Below are 16,252 nucleotides of genomic sequence, written 5' to 3' on the forward strand. Positions count from 1 at the left end.
GTATAATTCTCCACCCGTCGCGTAATGCCGCTGTACTTCAGCGGAGATCCGGGCCTCTTTTCGGGGTCAAAAAGGGCGCAGCAGTAAGGGAATTGAATTGACTCCGGAGTGTACAATTATTACAATCCGGCCTCTTTAATCAGCCACACTGAAGCGTAAGTCGTTCGCAGACCCTGTAGGGCATTACGCAAATCCAGTGAAATTTAATAGTTTAGGTAGAAATCGCCATGAAACGCACTTTTCAACCGTCCGTACTGAAGCGCAACCGTTCTCACGGCTTCCGTGCTCGTATGGCTACTAAAAATGGTCGTCAGGTTCTGGCACGTCGTCGTGCTAAAGGCCGCTCCCGTCTGACCGTTTCTAAGTAATAAAAGCTAACCCCTGCGTGGTTAAGCTAGCTTTTCCCAGGGAGTTACGTTTGTTAACTCCCCATCATTTCACATTCGTCTTCCAGCAGCCTCAACGGGCTGGCACGCCGCAAATCACCATCCTCGGCCGCCTGAATACGCTGGGGCATCCCCGCATCGGTCTCACCGTCGCTAAGAAAAACGTTAAACGCGCCCATGAACGCAATCGGATTAAACGTCTGACGCGTGAAAGCTTCCGTCTGCGTCAACACGAACTGCCACCAATGGATTTCGTGGTAGTAGCGAAAAAAGGGGTTGCCGACCTGGATAACCGGGCTTTATCGGAAGCATTGGAAAAGTTATGGCGCCGCCATTGTCGCCAGGCTCACGGGTCCTGATAGCCCTCATCAGGGTCTATCAACGCCTGATTAGTCCGCTTCTCGGGCCGCATTGTCGTTTCACCCCAACCTGTTCTCACTACGGAATTGAGGCCTTACGCAGGTTTGGAGTGTTAAAAGGCAGTTGGTTAACGATGAAACGCGTACTAAAATGCCACCCTTTGAACCCCGGTGGAGACGATCCCGTTCCGCCCGGACCTTTTGATACCAGAGAACACTAACGATGGATTCGCAACGCAATCTTTTTCTCATCGCTTTGTTGTTCGTGTCTTTCATGATCTGGCAAGCCTGGGAGCAGGACCACGCTCCTCAACCTCAGGTGCAGCAGACCACGCAGACCACGAACAGCCAGGGTAACGCCGCTAACCAGGGTGTGCCGGCCAGTGGCCAGGGAAAACTCATTACGGTTAAAACTGACGTTCTTGAACTGACCATCAACACCCGCGGTGGTGATGTAGAACAAGCGCTGTTGCCAACCTACCCGAAAGAGTTGAAATCCACAGAGCCTTTCCAGCTGCTGGAAACCACGCCTGAATTTATCTACCAGGCGCAGAGCGGCCTGACCGGTCGTGATGGCCCGGATAACCCGGCGAACGGTGAACGTCCTCTGTATAACGTCACCGCCGATACCTTCGCGCTGGCTGAAGGCCAGAACGAGCTGGTTGTTCCGCTGACGTTTACCGACGCGGCAGGCAACACCTTCACCAAGACCTTCACCCTGAAACGCGGTGAGTTCTCCGTGGGTGTCGACTACAACGTGAAGAACGTGGGCGAGAAGCCGCTGGAGCTGGCGACCTTTGGTCAGCTGAAGCAGTCCATCAACCTGCCTACTCATCGCGATACCGGCAGCAGCAACTTTGCGCTGCACACCTTCCGTGGTGCGGCCTACTCCACGCCGGATGCGAAGTACGAAAAATACAAGTTCGACAAGATTGCCGACGGCGAGAACCTGAACCTCAGCGCCAACAGCGGCTGGGTGGCAATGCTGCAGCAGTACTTTGCTACCGCATGGGTGCCACACACTCAGGGCGCGAACAACTTCTATACCACCAAGCTGAACAACGACGTGGCGGCAATTGGCTATAAATCTGCCTCGCAGATCGTTCAGCCTGGCCAGACGGCTCAGATGGGCAGCACCCTGTGGGTAGGTCCGGAGATTCAGGACAAAATGGCGGCCGTTGCGCCACACCTTGACCTGACCGTGGATTACGGCTGGCTGTGGTTCATCTCTCAGCCGCTGTTTAAGCTGCTGAAATTTATCCACAGCTTCATCGGTAACTGGGGCTTCTCCATTATCGTTATCACCTTTATCGTTCGTGGCATCATGTACCCGCTGACCAAAGCGCAGTACACCTCGATGGCCAAAATGCGTATGCTGCAGCCAAAACTGGCGGCCATGCGTGAGCGTATCGGTGACGACAAGCAGCGTATGAGCCAGGAAATGATGGCGCTGTACAAAGCTGAGAAGGTTAACCCGCTGGGCGGCTGCTTCCCGCTGATCATCCAGATGCCAATCTTCCTGGCGCTGTACTACATGCTGATGGGCTCCGTTGAGCTGCGCCATGCGCCGTTCGCACTGTGGATCCATGACCTGTCTGCACAGGACCCGTACTACATCCTGCCGATTCTGATGGGCGCCACGATGTTCTTCATCCAGAAGATGTCGCCGACCACCGTAACCGACCCGATGCAGCAGAAGATAATGACCTTTATGCCGGTCATCTTCACCGTGTTCTTCCTGTGGTTCCCGTCAGGTCTGGTGCTGTACTATATCGTCAGCAACCTGGTGACCATCCTTCAGCAGCAGCTGATTTATCGCGGTCTGGAAAAGCGTGGCCTGCATAGCCGCGACAAGAAAAAGACCTGATAACATTTAGCTTACAGCTTACGAAAGGCGGTCTATTGACCGCCTTTTTCTTTTTGATTCAAGGTCTGAGATAAACGATGAGCAATCATGACACGATTATTGCCCAGGCTACTCCGCCGGGGCGCGGTGGCGTAGGGATTCTGCGTATTTCCGGCCGCCAGGCGCGTGAGGTCGCAGAAGCTGTCCTCGGCAAACTGCCGAAACCGCGCTACGCGGACTACCTTCCTTTCCGTGATGCCGACGGCAGCGCGCTGGATCAGGGTATTGCGCTGTGGTTCCCTGGCCCGAACTCCTTCACCGGCGAGGACGTGCTTGAGCTGCAGGGACACGGCGGCCCGGTAATCCTCGACCTGCTGTTAAAACGCATCCTGACGCTGCCTGGCCTGCGGATCGCCAGGCCCGGTGAGTTTTCTGAACGCGCGTTTCTGAACGATAAGCTCGACCTGGCGCAGGCAGAAGCCATTGCCGACCTGATCGACGCCAGCTCCGAACAGGCCGCTCGCTCGGCGCTCAACTCGCTTCAGGGCGCTTTCTCTTCGCGTATTAACCATCTGGTGGAAGCGCTGACTCACCTGCGCATCTACGTGGAAGCGGCTATCGACTTCCCGGACGAAGAGATCGACTTCCTCTCTGACGGTAAAATCGAAGCCCAGCTGCATCGGGTCATTGGCGACCTCGATGCGGTGCGCGCCGAAGCTCGTCAGGGCAGCCTGCTGCGCGAAGGCATGAAGGTGGTTATCGCCGGGCGTCCTAACGCCGGCAAATCCAGCCTGCTGAACGCGCTGGCCGGGCGCGAGGCCGCTATCGTTACCGACATAGCCGGCACCACGCGTGACGTGCTGCGCGAGCATATCCATATCGACGGCATGCCGCTGCATATCATCGATACCGCAGGCCTGCGCGAAGCCAGCGACGAAGTCGAACGCATCGGGATTGAACGTGCCTGGCAAGAGATTGAGCAGGCGGATCGCGTGCTGTTTATGGTCGACGGCACCACCACCGACGCCGTTGACCCGGCCGCCATCTGGCCAGATTTTATCGCTCGTCTGCCGGAGCGTTTGCCGATTACCGTGGTGCGCAATAAAGCTGACGTGACCGGCGAGACGCTTGGCCTGAGCGAAGTAAATGGTCACTCACTTGTTCGGCTTTCCGCCCGTACCGGGGAAGGTGTGGACGTGCTGCGCGCGCATCTGAAAGAGAGCATGGGCTTTGAAACCAACATGGAAGGTGGCTTCCTCGCCCGTCGCCGTCATCTGCAGGCGCTGGAGCAAGCCGCTGAACACCTGCAGCAGGGTAAAGCCCAGCTGCTGGGTGCCTGGGCCGGTGAACTGCTGGCTGAAGAGCTGCGCCTGGCCCAACAGAACTTAAGTGAAATTACCGGTGAATTCAGCTCTGACGATCTGTTAGGGCGCATCTTCTCGAGCTTCTGTATCGGGAAATAACACTTCTCGGCCGCCCCGCGTCACACTTCAGAATGCGGGGCGTTTTCCTCAATTTCAAAATACTTCATCATTTCAATAGCCTGTCTTTTGAGCAATGTTTTTAAGTGTTTCACTGACGCAAACCACTAAGAATTCTCCCAGGATTGAATATATAATATATTGCTCAAAAAATAGGTCACTCTATTGAAGAGCGTCAATGACAACGCCCTGAACCTGAGATTACTATTCGATGCCTGACGACGTTCAGGATCGAAAGCGGAGCGCTGTTTCAGCCACCCGAAACGGCATGACATCGACTGACCATTATCAAGGAGCGACAAATGGCGACGCATTTTGCAAGATGGGCTCTGAACCCTCCCAACCTCACTTCACCCCGACTGAACGACGAAACCCTTAACGCAGCCAGCCTGATGCCGGAACACCGCCGCACGCGCTATCTCGCGTCACGGACGCTGGTCGCCGAGATGATGTTTATGCTGTACGGCACCCAACGCCTGCCGCAAATTATCACCTCCACCGCCGGACGCCCGCGCTTTGCCGACGCCGAGCTGCCGGATTTCAGCCTCGCCTATGCCGGTAACATGGTGGGCGTGCTGCTGGCCACCGAAGGACGTTGCGGTCTGGACATGGAGCTTCGCCGCAGCTTTCAGGCTCCGTCCCCTGTGGTGCCGCCGTCTCAGTCAAGCAGTAGCGAAATCACCTGGATCAACAATCAAAACGATCCCAACGAAGCCCGCACCCAGCTGCATACCCTGCGCCGTAGCGTCCTGAAGCTTACCGACAACCCCCAGACCAGCCTGAACACGCTACAATTATTGCCGGGCTCTGGTCGTCTGCGCGTCACAAACGAGCCGCATATTGAGGCTATCAGCGACGCGGAAGATATCCTTATCTGGGGCTGTGCCGTAGCACCGGGCGTTGAACGTCTGAAGCTGTGGGAGTTTGACGGGCAGCAGGGCTGGAACGCCCTGCCGGACGCAGAAGCACGCAGCCGCAGCGCTCAGGCGCGCATCATTCGCCTGACGGGTATATCATCAGAGGCAGCTACGCCGCATAACACATTTTCCCGAACGTCCTGACGCATAAAGGAGTACCAATGTCTGATTCGTTGAAGATAGTGACTTTACTGGGGAGCCTGCGTAAGGGTTCATTTAACGCAATGGTCGCCCGCACGCTGCCGAACATTGCCCCGGCAGGTATGCAGATAGATGCCCTGCCTTCCATCGGTGACATTCCGCTGTACGATGCCGACATTCAGCAGGAAGAAGGTTTCCCTCAGAGCGTAGAAGCCATTGCCGGGCAGATTCGCCAGGCGGACGGCGTGGTGATTGTCACGCCGGAATACAACTATTCGGTGCCGGGCGGCCTGAAAAATGCCATTGACTGGCTCTCCCGCCTGCCTGAGCAGCCGCTGGCCGGCAAGCCTGTGCTGATTCAAACCAGCTCCATGGGCGCCATCGGCGGCGCACGCTGCCAGTATCACCTGCGCCAAATCCTCGTCTTCCTCGACGCGATGGTGATGAACAAGCCGGAGTTTATGGGCGGCGTTATCCAGAACAAAGTTGACCCACAGAGCGGTGAAGTGGTCGATCAAAGCACGCTTGACCATCTGACCGGGCAGCTCACCGCCTTTGGCGATTATATCAAGCGCGTGAAAGCCTGATTCCGGGCCAAAAAAAACGCCAGTCGCATGACTGGCGTTTTTATTTCTGCTGTCGCTTTAATCAACAAACACGATTTTCAGCACAAACAGCAGCGCGACGATGACGACGCACGGACTCAGCTCGCGCCAGCGGCCGGTACCCAGCTTCATGACGCAGTAGGAAATAAAGCCGAGAGCGATACCTTCGGTAATCGAGAAGCTGAACGGCATCATCACGGCGGTAACAAACGCCGGAACGGCTTCGGTCAGGTCATCCCACTTCACACGGGCCAGGCTTGAGGTCATCAGGACGCCAACATAAATCAGCGCACCAGCGGCCGCGTATGCCGGCACCATGCCCGCCAGCGGTGACAGGAAGATAACCAGCAGGAACAGCAGGCCAACCACGATAGCGGTCAGCCCGGTGCGGCCACCGACGGAAACGCCGGAAGAGCTTTCGATGTAGGCGGTAACCGAAGAGGTGCCAAAGAAAGAGCCGGTCACGGATGAGATACTGTCCACGAACAGCGCCTGCTTCATGCGCGGGAATTTGCCCTTCGCATCGGTTAGCCCAGCTTTATCCGTCACGCCAATCAGGGTGCCGGAGGAGTCAAACAGGTTGACCAGCATGAAGGAGAAGATAACCCCCGCCAGGCCCAGATTCAGGGAGCCTGCCAGATCAACCTGCCCCACAACGCTGCTCACGCTGGGTGGCGCAGAAACGATGCCGTGATACTGCACGTCGCCCAGCAGCCAGCCCAGCAGCGTGGTCACCACGATGGAGACCAGCACGGCCGCGTGGATGTTACGGGAAGCAAGAATCGCGATGATAAAGAAGCCCAGCGCGCCAAGCAGCACGCTGTGGGAAGTCAGGTTCCCGATGCTGACCAGCGTCTCTTTATTGGCCACGATGATCCCGGCGTTTTTCAGCCCCATCATGCCGATAAACAGGCCGATACCGCTGGTGATGCCTACGCGCAGGCCAAGCGGAATATTCGCAATCATCCAGTAGCGAACGCGGAAGATGGTCAGCAACAGCAGGCCAACGGCGCCCCAGAAAATCGCGCCCATCCCGACTTGCCAGGAAATTCCCATCGCACCGACCACCACGAACGCGAAGAAAGCGTTCAGGCCCATTGCCGGTGCCAGCGCAACGGGCAGGTTGGCGAAAATGCCCATCAGGATGCTGCCAAAGGCCGCAATCAGGCAGGTGGTGACGAATACCGCCTGAGTATCCATGCCGGCCGCGCCGAGGATCTGTGGGTTAACAAAAACGATATACACCATCGTCAGGAAGGTAGTGAACCCGGCGATCACCTCGGTGCGGGCGTTAGTACCGTGTTCGCGTAATTTGAACGCGCGTTCGAGCAGCCCCGGGGTTGTTTCCGGAGTGGACTGTGGTTGGCTCATTATCGGTTTCCGAACTAAAAGAGGAAAAAATACGCCGCTATCCTATACCAAAAATGGCAGGGGATAACGGAAATCATCCACTTTTTTCGCTGAAATTACCGCCACGGGATCGATTGCGTTGCGCAAAAAGCATAGAGTAAACGTTAAACCAGAGAGAAAGGAAATGGCATGTCCCGGATAGAAGCGGTGTTTTTTGACTGCGATGGAACGCTGGTCGACAGCGAGGTCATCTGCTCCAAAGCCTACGTGCACATGTTTGCGCAATACGGCATTCAGCTTGCGCTCGAAGATGTCTTCAAGACCTTTAAAGGCGTCAAACTCTACGAAATTATCGACACAATCAACGCCGAGTACGGCACCAGCCTGCCGAAGCCAGAACTTGAGGCGATTTACCGAGCCGAAGTCGCCCGTCTGTTCGACAGCGAGCTTCAGGAAATCGCCGGGGCGAACACCCTGCTGGCGCAAATCAAAAAGCCGATGTGCGTGGTGTCCAACGGCCCGGTCAGCAAGATGCAGCATTCTCTCGGCAAAACCGGGATGCTCGGCTACTTCCCGGAGACGCTGTACAGCGGCTACGACATTCAGCGCTGGAAGCCAGACCCGGCTCTGATGTTCCACGCGGCAGAACAGATGAAGGTGGGCGTGGAGCACTGCATTCTGGTGGATGATTCTATGGCGGGTGCGCAATCGGGCATTGCGGCGGGAATGGAGGTGTTTTATTTCTGTGCCGATCCGCATAACAAACCGATCGATCATCCAAAAGTGACGACGTTTACCGATTTGGCCGAGTTACCGGGCTTGTGGAAAGCACGCGGTTGGGTGATTACGGCGTAGGGATTGCCCCTCACCCCGGCCCTCTCCCCAAAGGGGGCGAGGGAGAAACTCCCCCGAAAACTGGCTTCTGTCTGTCCCCTCTCCCTTTTAGGGAGAGGGTTAGGGTGAGGGTCACCTGCCGGGAACGGTCAAAAAACTAAAGGAACATCCCGCCGGACACTTCAATCCGCTGCGCATTCATCCAGCCGGTCTCATCGCTGAGGATCGCCGCAATCGCATCGCCGATATCATCCGGCTGCCCTACTCGCCCCAGCGCGGTTTGTGCGGCGATAGCTTTCGACACATGCTCATTATCCCGCACGATACCGCCGCTGAAATCGGTGGCAATAGCGCCAGGTGCGATGATATTCACCGCAATCCCACGTGAGCCCAGCTCTTTGGCCTGATACTTAGTCAGCACTTCCATCGCCCCTTTCATCGTAGCGTAGGCGGCTTTACCCGGCAGCGAGAAACGGGTCAGGCCGGTGGACACATTCAGAATGCGCCCGCCGTCTTTAATCAGCGGCAGAAGGCGCTGGGTCAGGAAAAAAGGCCCTTTCAAATGGATGTTCATTATTTCATCGAACTGCGCTTCGCTGGTCTCGGCAAACGACGCTTCAAGACCGATCCCCGCATTGTTCAATAAATAATCAAACGTATCTCGCTGCCAGACGTTATTCAGCGTCTCTATCACCTGCTCAACGAACTCCGCAAAGGTAGAGGAATCGCCGACATTCAGCTGTATTGCTGCGGCTTTTACGCCTTTTTGCTCAATTTCACGCACAACATCTTCGGCTTCCTGCTGCTTACTGTTGTAAGTCAGAAGAATACCGATTCCTCTTGCAGCCAGCTTCAGCGCTGCGTTTTTACCTAATCCACGGCTGCCGCCGGTCACTAAAGCGATACGTTGATTCATGATAAACCTCTTATTTGGCTGACAGGTCATTGAGGTACAGCTTATTAGCTGATACAAAATCAATAAATACGGCCAGATGCGCCTCACTGTTTCAATTCAAACAACAATGCGGTGATAAGATGGATAAAATACATGCAATGCAGCTTTTCGTGAGAGTCGCCGAGCTGGAGAGTTTTACCCGCGCCGCAGACACCCTTGGGCTGCCGAAGGGCAGCGTTTCGCGCCAGGTTCAGGCGCTGGAAACCTCGCTCGGAACACGCCTGCTGCACCGTACCACGCGCCGGGTTCAGCTCACCCAGGACGGCATGGTTTATTACGAACGCTGCCGGGACCTGCTAACTAATCTCGACGAGCTGGATGGCCTGTTCCAGCACGATCCTGCCAGCGTCAGCGGGCGAATCAGGGTCGATATGCCCGTCACGCTGGCGCGCGGCCTGATTATTCCTAAACTGCCGGGATTTCTGCAGCAGTATCCGGGCATAGAGCTGGAGCTTAGCAGCAGCGACAGAATGGTGGATGTTGTCCGGGAAGGGTTTGACTGCGTGGTACGCGTGGGCCACCTCAAAGACTCGGGCCTGGTGGCCAGGCCGCTGGGAAAATTTACCATGATCAACTGCGCCAGCCCGGACTACCTCAGCCGCTTTGGTTACCCTGAAACCCTGGACGACCTGGCTTCACACGCGCTGGTGCATTACGCCCAAAACCTCGGCACTCGCCCGCAGGGCTTTGAAGTCTGGCTGGATAAAACAACGCAGTGGGTGAAAACCGGCGGCCTGATTACCGTCAACAGCACGGAAACTTACCAGGCGGCCTGCGCTGCCGGGCTGGGTATTATCCAGGTCCCACGCGTGGGCGTGAAAGCCCAGCTAAAAGAAGGCAGCCTCGTGGAGATTTTGCCGCAGTACCGCGCCGAACCGATGCCGATTTCGCTGCTTTATCCGCATCGCCGCAACCTCTCCCGGCGGGTACATTTGTTTATGGAATGGCTAACCGGCGTACTCAAAGCCTATGTAGATTAGCGTTATGGCTATAATTTCCTTAAGATCCTGCCACTGCAAAAGGAAAATTGACCCGATGACGACGCCGGATAACCGTGAAAAACGCCCAACCAACGAGCTCGAATACGAGCCTGTTATACCTATCGAGACTCAGCAGGATGAAGCTCAAAGCGACCCCGCAGAGAACGATCCGCTGGTGAAGCTTAAAACCAGCAACGCCGCGGTGAACAGCACCATATCCGCGGTCAACAAAACGGTCAGACAGCCGATGATTGCTCACCTGCTGCGTGCGGCCGAACGCTTTAATGACCGTCTGGGAAACCAGTTTGGTGCCGCCATTACCTACTTCTCGTTTCTGTCGCTGATCCCCATCATGATGGTGGCCTTCGCGGCGGGCGGCTACGTGCTTGCCTCGCACCCCACGCTGCTCGAAGACATTTTTGCCAAAATCCTTGAGAACGTCAGCGACCCAACGCTTGCCGCCACGCTTAAAAACACCATCAACACTGCGGTTCAGCAGCGCACCACCGTTGGCCTGGTCGGGCTGCTCATTGCCCTCTACTCCGGCATTAACTGGATGGGCAACCTGCGTGAAGCGGTGCGCGCCCAGTCGCGGGATAAATGGGAACGCAGCCCGCAGGATCAGGAAAAATTCTGGATTAAATACCTGCGTGACTTTATTTCATTGATTGGCCTGCTGATTGCGCTGATCGTCACCCTGTCGATTACCTCGATTTCCGGTTCGGCCCAGACGCTGCTGATAGGCCTCCTCCACCTGGGCGACATCGAGTGGCTAAAACCGGCCTGGCACTTTGTCGGCCTGGCGATTTCGATTTTTGCTAACTACCTGCTGTTCTTCTGGATCTTCTGGCGACTGCCGCGTCACCGCCCGCGTCGCAAGGCGCTTATTCGCGGCACAATGATTGCGGCTATCGGTTTTGAGGTGATCAAAATCATCATGACCTACAGCCTGCCAAAACTGGTCAGCTCGCCTTCCGGCGCCGCTTTTGGTTCGGTGCTGGGGCTGATGGCTTTTTTCTACTTCTTCGCTCGCCTCACGCTGTTCTGCGCGGCCTGGATTGCCACCGCAGAATACAAAGACGACCCGAGAATGCCCGGCAAAACGCATAAATAATCCTGTCATGTTTTCCGGTCAGGATAGGTGGCCTGCCGACCTTCGGGTTAGCAGGCCCACTTGTCTAAACCTCCGACCAGAGAACATGCCATGACAACCGCCGCCGCACCCAAACTCCAGAAAACCTTTGTTGACCCCAGCGTTCGCCTGCGTGAAACCACCCTCGGCGAACAGTGCGAAATACTCGCCAACAGCGTGCTGGAATACAGCATCCTCGGTGACTTCTCCTACCTCGGCGAACACTGCTGCGTGGCAGATAGCGTTATCGGTAAATTCACCGCTATCGCCAACCACGTCCGCCTTGGCGCACCCAATCACCCGATGGATCGCCCGTCACAGCACCGCTTTACCTACTGCCCGGAGTATTACGCGCCCGGCGTTGGCCGCGATACTTCATTCTTTGCCCATCGCCGTGAGGATCGGGTGGTGATTGGTAACGACGTGTGGATTGGCCACGGGGTGATTGTGCTGCCCGGCGTAACGGTTGGCGACGGCGCAGTGCTTGCCGCCGGGGCGGTGGTCAGCAAAGACGTGCCGCCGTACACCATCGTCGGTGGCGTTCCAGCCAAACCCATTCGCAGCCGCTTCCCGCAGGGAATCACCGAAAGCCTGCAGCGCATTGCCTGGTGGGACTGGCCGCTGGAGAAATTAATGGCGCACCTGCCGGAATTTCAGTCCGGAGAGACAGCAAGTTTTTGCGCTCGCTGGGACAACCCGGCCAACTTAGCAGATAAATCTAACTGGTAACTTTTTTTTAACCTGAAACCAGTTTTATTCTCTATTTTGGAAATTTTGTGAAGCATTTCATAGAAGCTTACGCGCAGGCTTAAAAATTATTCACTTAATGCCTGTTTTTTGAGCTTAGCCGCCCGCCGTGGCGCGTTGAAATGCTTCTTTTGCTATGCGTAAATGGACTTTCGTTCGCCATAAATAAGAAAAAACTATGCAAGCATCCGTTGCCACAACTCTCGATACCGGGGCTGACGCCACGCCCGTAAACTCACGCGGAAAAGTCGTTGTCGCTTCGCTGGTCGGCACGGCCATCGAGTTCTTCGACTTCTATATCTATGCCACCGCGGCGGTGATCGTATTCCCACACATCTTCTTCCCGCAGGGTGACCCGACGGCCGCCACGCTACAGTCTCTCGCCACTTTCGCTATCGCTTTTGTCGCCCGCCCGATTGGCTCGGCGCTGTTCGGCCACTTCGGCGACCGCGTTGGCCGCAAAGTGACGCTGGTTGCTTCTCTGCTAACGATGGGGATTTCAACCGTCGTCATCGGCCTGCTGCCGGGTTATGCCTCCATCGGTATTTTTGCCCCGATGCTGCTGGCGCTGGCCCGTTTTGGGCAGGGTCTTGGCCTGGGCGGTGAATGGGGCGGCGCGGCGCTATTGGCTACGGAAAACGCCCCGCCGCGCAAGCGCGCGCTGTATGGCTCGTTCCCGCAGCTGGGTGCGCCTATCGGCTTCTTCTTCGCCAACGGCACCTTCCTGCTGCTCTCCTGGCTGTTGACCGACGAGCAGTTCATGTCCTGGGGCTGGCGTGTGCCGTTTATTCTTTCGGCGGTTCTGGTCATTATTGGGCTTTATGTCCGTGTTTCGCTGCATGAAACGCCAGTATTCGCGAAGATTGCTAAAGCCGGGAAGCAGGTTAAAGTGCCGATGGGTACGCTGCTGACCAAACACCTGAAGGCGACCATCCTCGGCACCTTCATCATGCTGGCAACCTATACGCTGTTCTACATCATGACGGTCTACTCCATGACCTTCAGTACCGCGCCGGTCCCGGCAGGCCTCGGCTTCTCACGCAATGACGTGCTGTGGATGCTGATGATGGCGGTGATTGGCTTTGGCGTGATGGTGCCGATTGCGGGCTACCTGGCGGATGCCTTTGGCCGCCGCAAGAGCATGATTGTAATAACCAGCCTGATGATTCTGTTTGCGCTGTTCGTCTTCCCGCCGCTGCTGGGTTCAGGCAGCCAGGCGCTGGTGATGGCCTACCTGCTGATCGGCCTGAGCCTGATGGGGCTGACCTTTGGCCCGATGGGCGCGCTGCTGCCGGAGATGTTCCCGACGGAAGTGCGTTACACCGGCGCCTCTTTCTCCTACAACGTCGCGTCCATTCTCGGCGCTTCCGTCGCACCGTATATCGCGACCTGGCTGCAGGCTAACTACGGCCTGTTCTACGTCGGCGTGTATCTGGCGGCGATGTCTGCGCTGACGCTGATCGCGCTGCTGCTGAGTAAAGAAACCCGCCACCAGTCGCTGTAAATCTACCCTCACCCTGACCCTCTCCCTAAAAGGGAAAGGGGACGCTGATTTCCCCCTCGCCCCTTCGGGGAGAGGGCTGGGGTGAGGGGAAACGTTCACTCACTTCTTCATCTGCCCCAAAATCGTCCGGCATTGATTATCGCTGCCTTCAGAAGTTGAGATCAGCGCAACCAGCGCCGCAGCCGGCGTGACCAGCGTCGCAAGCGCAGCGGCCACCGCACCACGAACGATCAGCGGCCCCGGCTTCACGCCCGCATCCGGGTTTTTGAACGTGCCGCGCACGTAGAGCGGTGAACGCAGGGTAATAATACGAATCCCTTTGCTCTCCGGATCGATGGTCAAATCCAGACGTTCGCTGGCAAAGTTGGTGCTGCCGGTCACGTTGATCAGGGCGTTTTCGGTATCAAAGGCGAAAATCCTCGGCGTCGCGATGCCGTTACGCAAATCCAGGTTCGCCGCAGCGCAGTTTATCCGCACCTCCTCGTCGCCAAAAATCTTCCCGACAATGTAGTTCCCAACGTTCAGGCCTACGATTTCCATCAGGTTGCGGCTGATAAGCCCGTCGTTCATCAGCAGCTTCAGGCTGCCGTTGCTGGTGCCAAGCAGTGCAGCCACGGAGTTACCGCGCCCGCTCAGGTTAGCGTCACCGTTCAGCTCACCGAGCGTTTTCTGCATCGATTCCACCTTTGGCATAAGCTGCTTCAGTTGGAGACGACGAGCCTGAATATCCGCTTTCCCCTGCATCGGTTTTTTGTCGCCTTCAAGGTGGATATTGGCATTGATGGACCCTCCCGCCATGCCGAATTTCAGCGGCTGCAGGCGCAGGTCAGCGTTATTCAGAATCACGTGGGTGCTCAGGTCGCTGAGCGGCAGCGTGCCGCTGTGCTCTATACGCTGCCCCTTAAAGCGCACATCGGCGTCCATCACGTTCCACTTGTCCGTCTCAAAGCGATCGTAAGGCAGCACTTTGTCGGCGGGCTGCGCCGTACTTTCTCCGCGCTGCTGTTTGGCTTTTTTCGTCTTCTCTGCGCCCTTCCCTGAGTCGACGCCAATCAACGGCCCTAAATCGGCCAGCCGCAGCTGTTTAGAGACTAAATCACCTTCAAGCTTAGGCCGCGGTTTGCCCTGGCTGTAAGTCAGGGAGCCGTGAATATCGCTGTCGCCAATGCGCCCGTTAAAATCCTGGTAACGGAAGACCGAACCTTTATCCGTATCGATTTTCGCCAGCAGATGGCCGTCCGTTTCAAACGGCGGGGTATCCGGCAGCAGCACGCCTGTCAGCGCGTAAAGGTTACCGAGGGAGTCCCCGGAGAATTTAAGCCTGAGGTCAACCCCGCCCATTTTCATTGGGTCGTTGACGGTCCCCACAAAGGCCACGCGAGACGTGCCAGAACGCACGTCGGCCTGCACCGGGAACGCGCTATCGCTTTCACTGCGCAGCGCCAGCATGCCGCCGATTTTACCGCTGCCTTCCACCGGCTGGCCGTTGTAGTGACCATTCACTTTCAGCCCGAACGCGTAATCCGCCGCCTTCGCCGCGTCCTTCCCCTGCGGCTTTTGGCCTGACACTTCACTGAACGGCAGCGGTTTACCCAGCGGATCGACGAGGATCGTTAGCTCTGCCCTGGTGACCTTGTCGTCTACCGCGATCCGGCCTTTATCAAACAAAATATTGTCCAGCCGGAAGGACCAGCCGGACGGTTTTTGATGGGGATCGTTGTCGCCAGAGCTGGCAAGGTTAAAGGTCCAGTTATTATTTTTTTCCGACAGCCGGATAATTCGGGCGTCGGGCTCAACCAGCTTAATCCAGGGGATGTAGACCGTTTTGGTGAGGAGCGAGAGTGGGGCAAGCGTCGCATCCACCCTCGGCAGATGAACCATGGTGACTTCGGGGATATCCGGCGGGTTGCCAAGAAGAATGTCCTCGGCGTGAACGTGCGGCCATGGCACCCAGCTACGCCAGCCGCTTTCGTCTTTGTTTCGCTCCCAAACCACGCCCAGATCGCCACGAATGGCAAAGGGGCGGTTCAGTTCGGTCGAGACTTTTTGGTTGATGGTTGGTTTTAGTCGGTTCCAGTCAAACGTCGCAATCACGACGATCGCCACCACAACCAACAACAAGAAAATCCCGGCGATTACACTGCTAATTTTACCTGCTCTTGTCATCCTTCTTACCTCTCCTGATGCCGGCCTGCCTGACTAAAAGATAGTCCAGCATGACCGAAACGGCATCAGGGGAGGTGAATCAGCACATGTTCAAGGTTTTCGAAAGGAACCGGGCGCGAAAGGAAATAGCCCTGCGCTGCATAGGCAGGCGAAGACTGAACATCCCTCCATTCTTCAACCGTTTCAATACCTTCCACAATTACGCCTTTGCAGTAACGGTTCATCAATTGCAGCAGCATGGTGAACAAATTGCGCCCTTCATCGCTTTTTCGCAGCATGATGAAAAGTTCGCGCGCCACTTTGATGTAGTCATAACGCACTTCGCTCAGCGCAGAAAAGTTTGCCAAGCCGGTGCCAAAATCATCCAGCCAAAGCGGGCCAAACTCGTGCATACCGGCCAGAGTTGCCGCCTGCGGCAGGTTGATATGCTCCACCAGCTCAAAGCGCACCCACGGCAGTTTTGCGATCAAATCGAGGATCGGCTGATGCTGCTTCATGGCAATCAGGGTGGGGCCATCAACGTTCACCGAGGCCAGAATGTCATGCCCGATAAAGGTCTGCTCCCATGCTTCCAGCAGGCGCAGCTGCTCTTCCACCACCGTAAGACGCTGGCGGCCGGGGATCGAAGAGAAATAGCGGTCAGGCGGAATACGCACGTCTGCCTCGGCCGGATGCGTCACCACCGTGAGCAGCTCCACTGCCATCAATTTCCCGTCTGTTTTATAAATCGGCTGAAAGGTATAGCGCCGCTGGCACTGCAGCCAAAATCGTCGCTCCTGCAAACTTTCAACGCTCGCCTCAAGCGTATGCAGCCGGTGAGTAATCTGTTTCAACTTCATCTGTACATCC

16 protein-coding genes are annotated in these 16,252 nt (G+C 56.4%); 12 read left to right on the plus strand and 4 right to left on the minus strand.

What is annotated here, in order from left to right:
- Window positions 1–227: 227 nt before the first annotated feature.
- The 7 genes from rpmH (at window position 228) to HX778_RS03205 (ending at window position 5,717) form a co-directional block, all read left to right on the plus strand.
- The gene (gene rpmH, locus HX778_RS03175; RefSeq protein ID WP_003849659.1) at window positions 228–368 is read left to right on the plus strand and encodes a 50S ribosomal protein L34; all 141 of its coding nucleotides are present in this window, start codon (window positions 228–230) and stop codon (window positions 366–368) included.
- A 17-nt stretch (window positions 369–385) separates the two neighbouring features.
- Window positions 386–745 (plus strand): ribonuclease P protein component, encoded by a 360-nt coding sequence (rnpA, locus tag HX778_RS03180; RefSeq protein ID WP_071842958.1) that lies wholly within the window; start codon window positions 386–388, stop codon window positions 743–745.
- A complete protein-coding gene (gene yidD, locus HX778_RS03185; RefSeq protein WP_071530513.1) occupies window positions 709–966 on the plus strand; it encodes a membrane protein insertion efficiency factor YidD in 258 nt (85 codons plus the stop codon). Before rnpA ends, yidD begins: the two co-directional genes overlap by 37 nt.
- 2 nt (window positions 967–968) lie before the next feature.
- Complete coding sequence (gene yidC, locus HX778_RS03190) at window positions 969–2,612, plus strand: membrane protein insertase YidC (protein ID WP_176981275.1); 1,644 nt, start codon at window positions 969–971, stop codon at window positions 2,610–2,612.
- A gap of 77 nt (window positions 2,613–2,689) precedes the next feature.
- Window positions 2,690–4,054: a tRNA uridine-5-carboxymethylaminomethyl(34) synthesis GTPase MnmE gene (mnmE, locus tag HX778_RS03195; protein ID WP_038477574.1), complete on the plus strand. Its 1,365-nt coding sequence runs from the start codon at window positions 2,690–2,692 to the stop codon at window positions 4,052–4,054.
- A 320-nt stretch (window positions 4,055–4,374) separates the two neighbouring features.
- Complete coding sequence (locus tag HX778_RS03200; RefSeq protein ID WP_176981276.1) at window positions 4,375–5,133, plus strand: 4'-phosphopantetheinyl transferase superfamily protein; 759 nt, start codon at window positions 4,375–4,377, stop codon at window positions 5,131–5,133.
- 17 nt (window positions 5,134–5,150) lie between these two features.
- Complete coding sequence (locus HX778_RS03205; protein WP_176981277.1) at window positions 5,151–5,717, plus strand: NADPH-dependent FMN reductase; 567 nt, start codon at window positions 5,151–5,153, stop codon at window positions 5,715–5,717.
- A gap of 57 nt (window positions 5,718–5,774) precedes the next feature.
- On the opposite strand, the gene HX778_RS03210 is transcribed toward HX778_RS03205, so the two are convergent.
- Window positions 5,775–7,106, minus strand: a complete 1,332-nt coding sequence (locus HX778_RS03210) for an NCS2 family permease (protein ID WP_038477568.1) — start codon at window positions 7,104–7,106, stop codon at window positions 5,775–5,777.
- Between the two features lie 168 nt (window positions 7,107–7,274).
- Here HX778_RS03210 and yieH point away from each other — a divergent pair, with 168 nt between their 5' ends.
- Window positions 7,275–7,940: a 6-phosphogluconate phosphatase gene (yieH, locus tag HX778_RS03215; protein ID WP_038477565.1), complete on the plus strand. Its 666-nt coding sequence runs from the start codon at window positions 7,275–7,277 to the stop codon at window positions 7,938–7,940.
- Between the two features lie 136 nt (window positions 7,941–8,076).
- Here the strand turns inward: yieH and HX778_RS03220 are convergent, their stop codons facing one another.
- Window positions 8,077–8,835: an SDR family NAD(P)-dependent oxidoreductase gene (locus tag HX778_RS03220; protein WP_038477562.1), complete on the minus strand. Its 759-nt coding sequence runs from the start codon at window positions 8,833–8,835 to the stop codon at window positions 8,077–8,079.
- 119 nt (window positions 8,836–8,954) lie between these two features.
- Between HX778_RS03220 and HX778_RS03225 the strand changes: the two genes are divergently transcribed.
- The 4 genes from HX778_RS03225 to HX778_RS03240 all read left to right on the plus strand — a co-directional run bounded on the left by HX778_RS03225 (window position 8,955) and on the right by HX778_RS03240 (window position 13,237).
- Window positions 8,955–9,854, plus strand: a complete 900-nt coding sequence (locus HX778_RS03225) for a LysR family transcriptional regulator (protein ID WP_176981278.1) — start codon at window positions 8,955–8,957, stop codon at window positions 9,852–9,854.
- A 55-nt stretch (window positions 9,855–9,909) separates the two neighbouring features.
- Window positions 9,910–10,968: an inner membrane protein YhjD gene (gene yhjD, locus HX778_RS03230; protein WP_176981279.1), complete on the plus strand. Its 1,059-nt coding sequence runs from the start codon at window positions 9,910–9,912 to the stop codon at window positions 10,966–10,968.
- A gap of 90 nt (window positions 10,969–11,058) precedes the next feature.
- The gene (locus HX778_RS03235; protein ID WP_038477553.1) at window positions 11,059–11,715 is read left to right on the plus strand and encodes a DapH/DapD/GlmU-related protein; all 657 of its coding nucleotides are present in this window, start codon (window positions 11,059–11,061) and stop codon (window positions 11,713–11,715) included.
- A gap of 196 nt (window positions 11,716–11,911) precedes the next feature.
- On the plus strand, window positions 11,912–13,237 hold the full coding sequence (locus HX778_RS03240) for an MFS transporter (protein ID WP_038477550.1): 1,326 nt from the start codon (window positions 11,912–11,914) through the stop codon (window positions 13,235–13,237).
- Between the two features lie 99 nt (window positions 13,238–13,336).
- Here HX778_RS03240 and HX778_RS03245 read toward each other — a convergent pair whose 3' ends face one another.
- Together HX778_RS03245 and pdeH are read right to left on the minus strand one after the other, a co-directional pair.
- Complete coding sequence (locus HX778_RS03245; protein ID WP_176981280.1) at window positions 13,337–15,403, minus strand: AsmA family protein; 2,067 nt, start codon at window positions 15,401–15,403, stop codon at window positions 13,337–13,339.
- Between the two features lie 65 nt (window positions 15,404–15,468).
- Window positions 15,469–16,242 (minus strand): cyclic-guanylate-specific phosphodiesterase, encoded by a 774-nt coding sequence (pdeH, locus tag HX778_RS03250; protein WP_038477544.1) that lies wholly within the window; start codon window positions 16,240–16,242, stop codon window positions 15,469–15,471.
- Between the last annotated feature and the right edge of the window lie 10 nt (window positions 16,243–16,252).

Source organism: Cedecea sp. P7760 (assembly GCF_013386425.1).
Taxonomy (GTDB): domain Bacteria; phylum Pseudomonadota; class Gammaproteobacteria; order Enterobacterales; family Enterobacteriaceae; genus Cedecea; species Cedecea selenatireducens.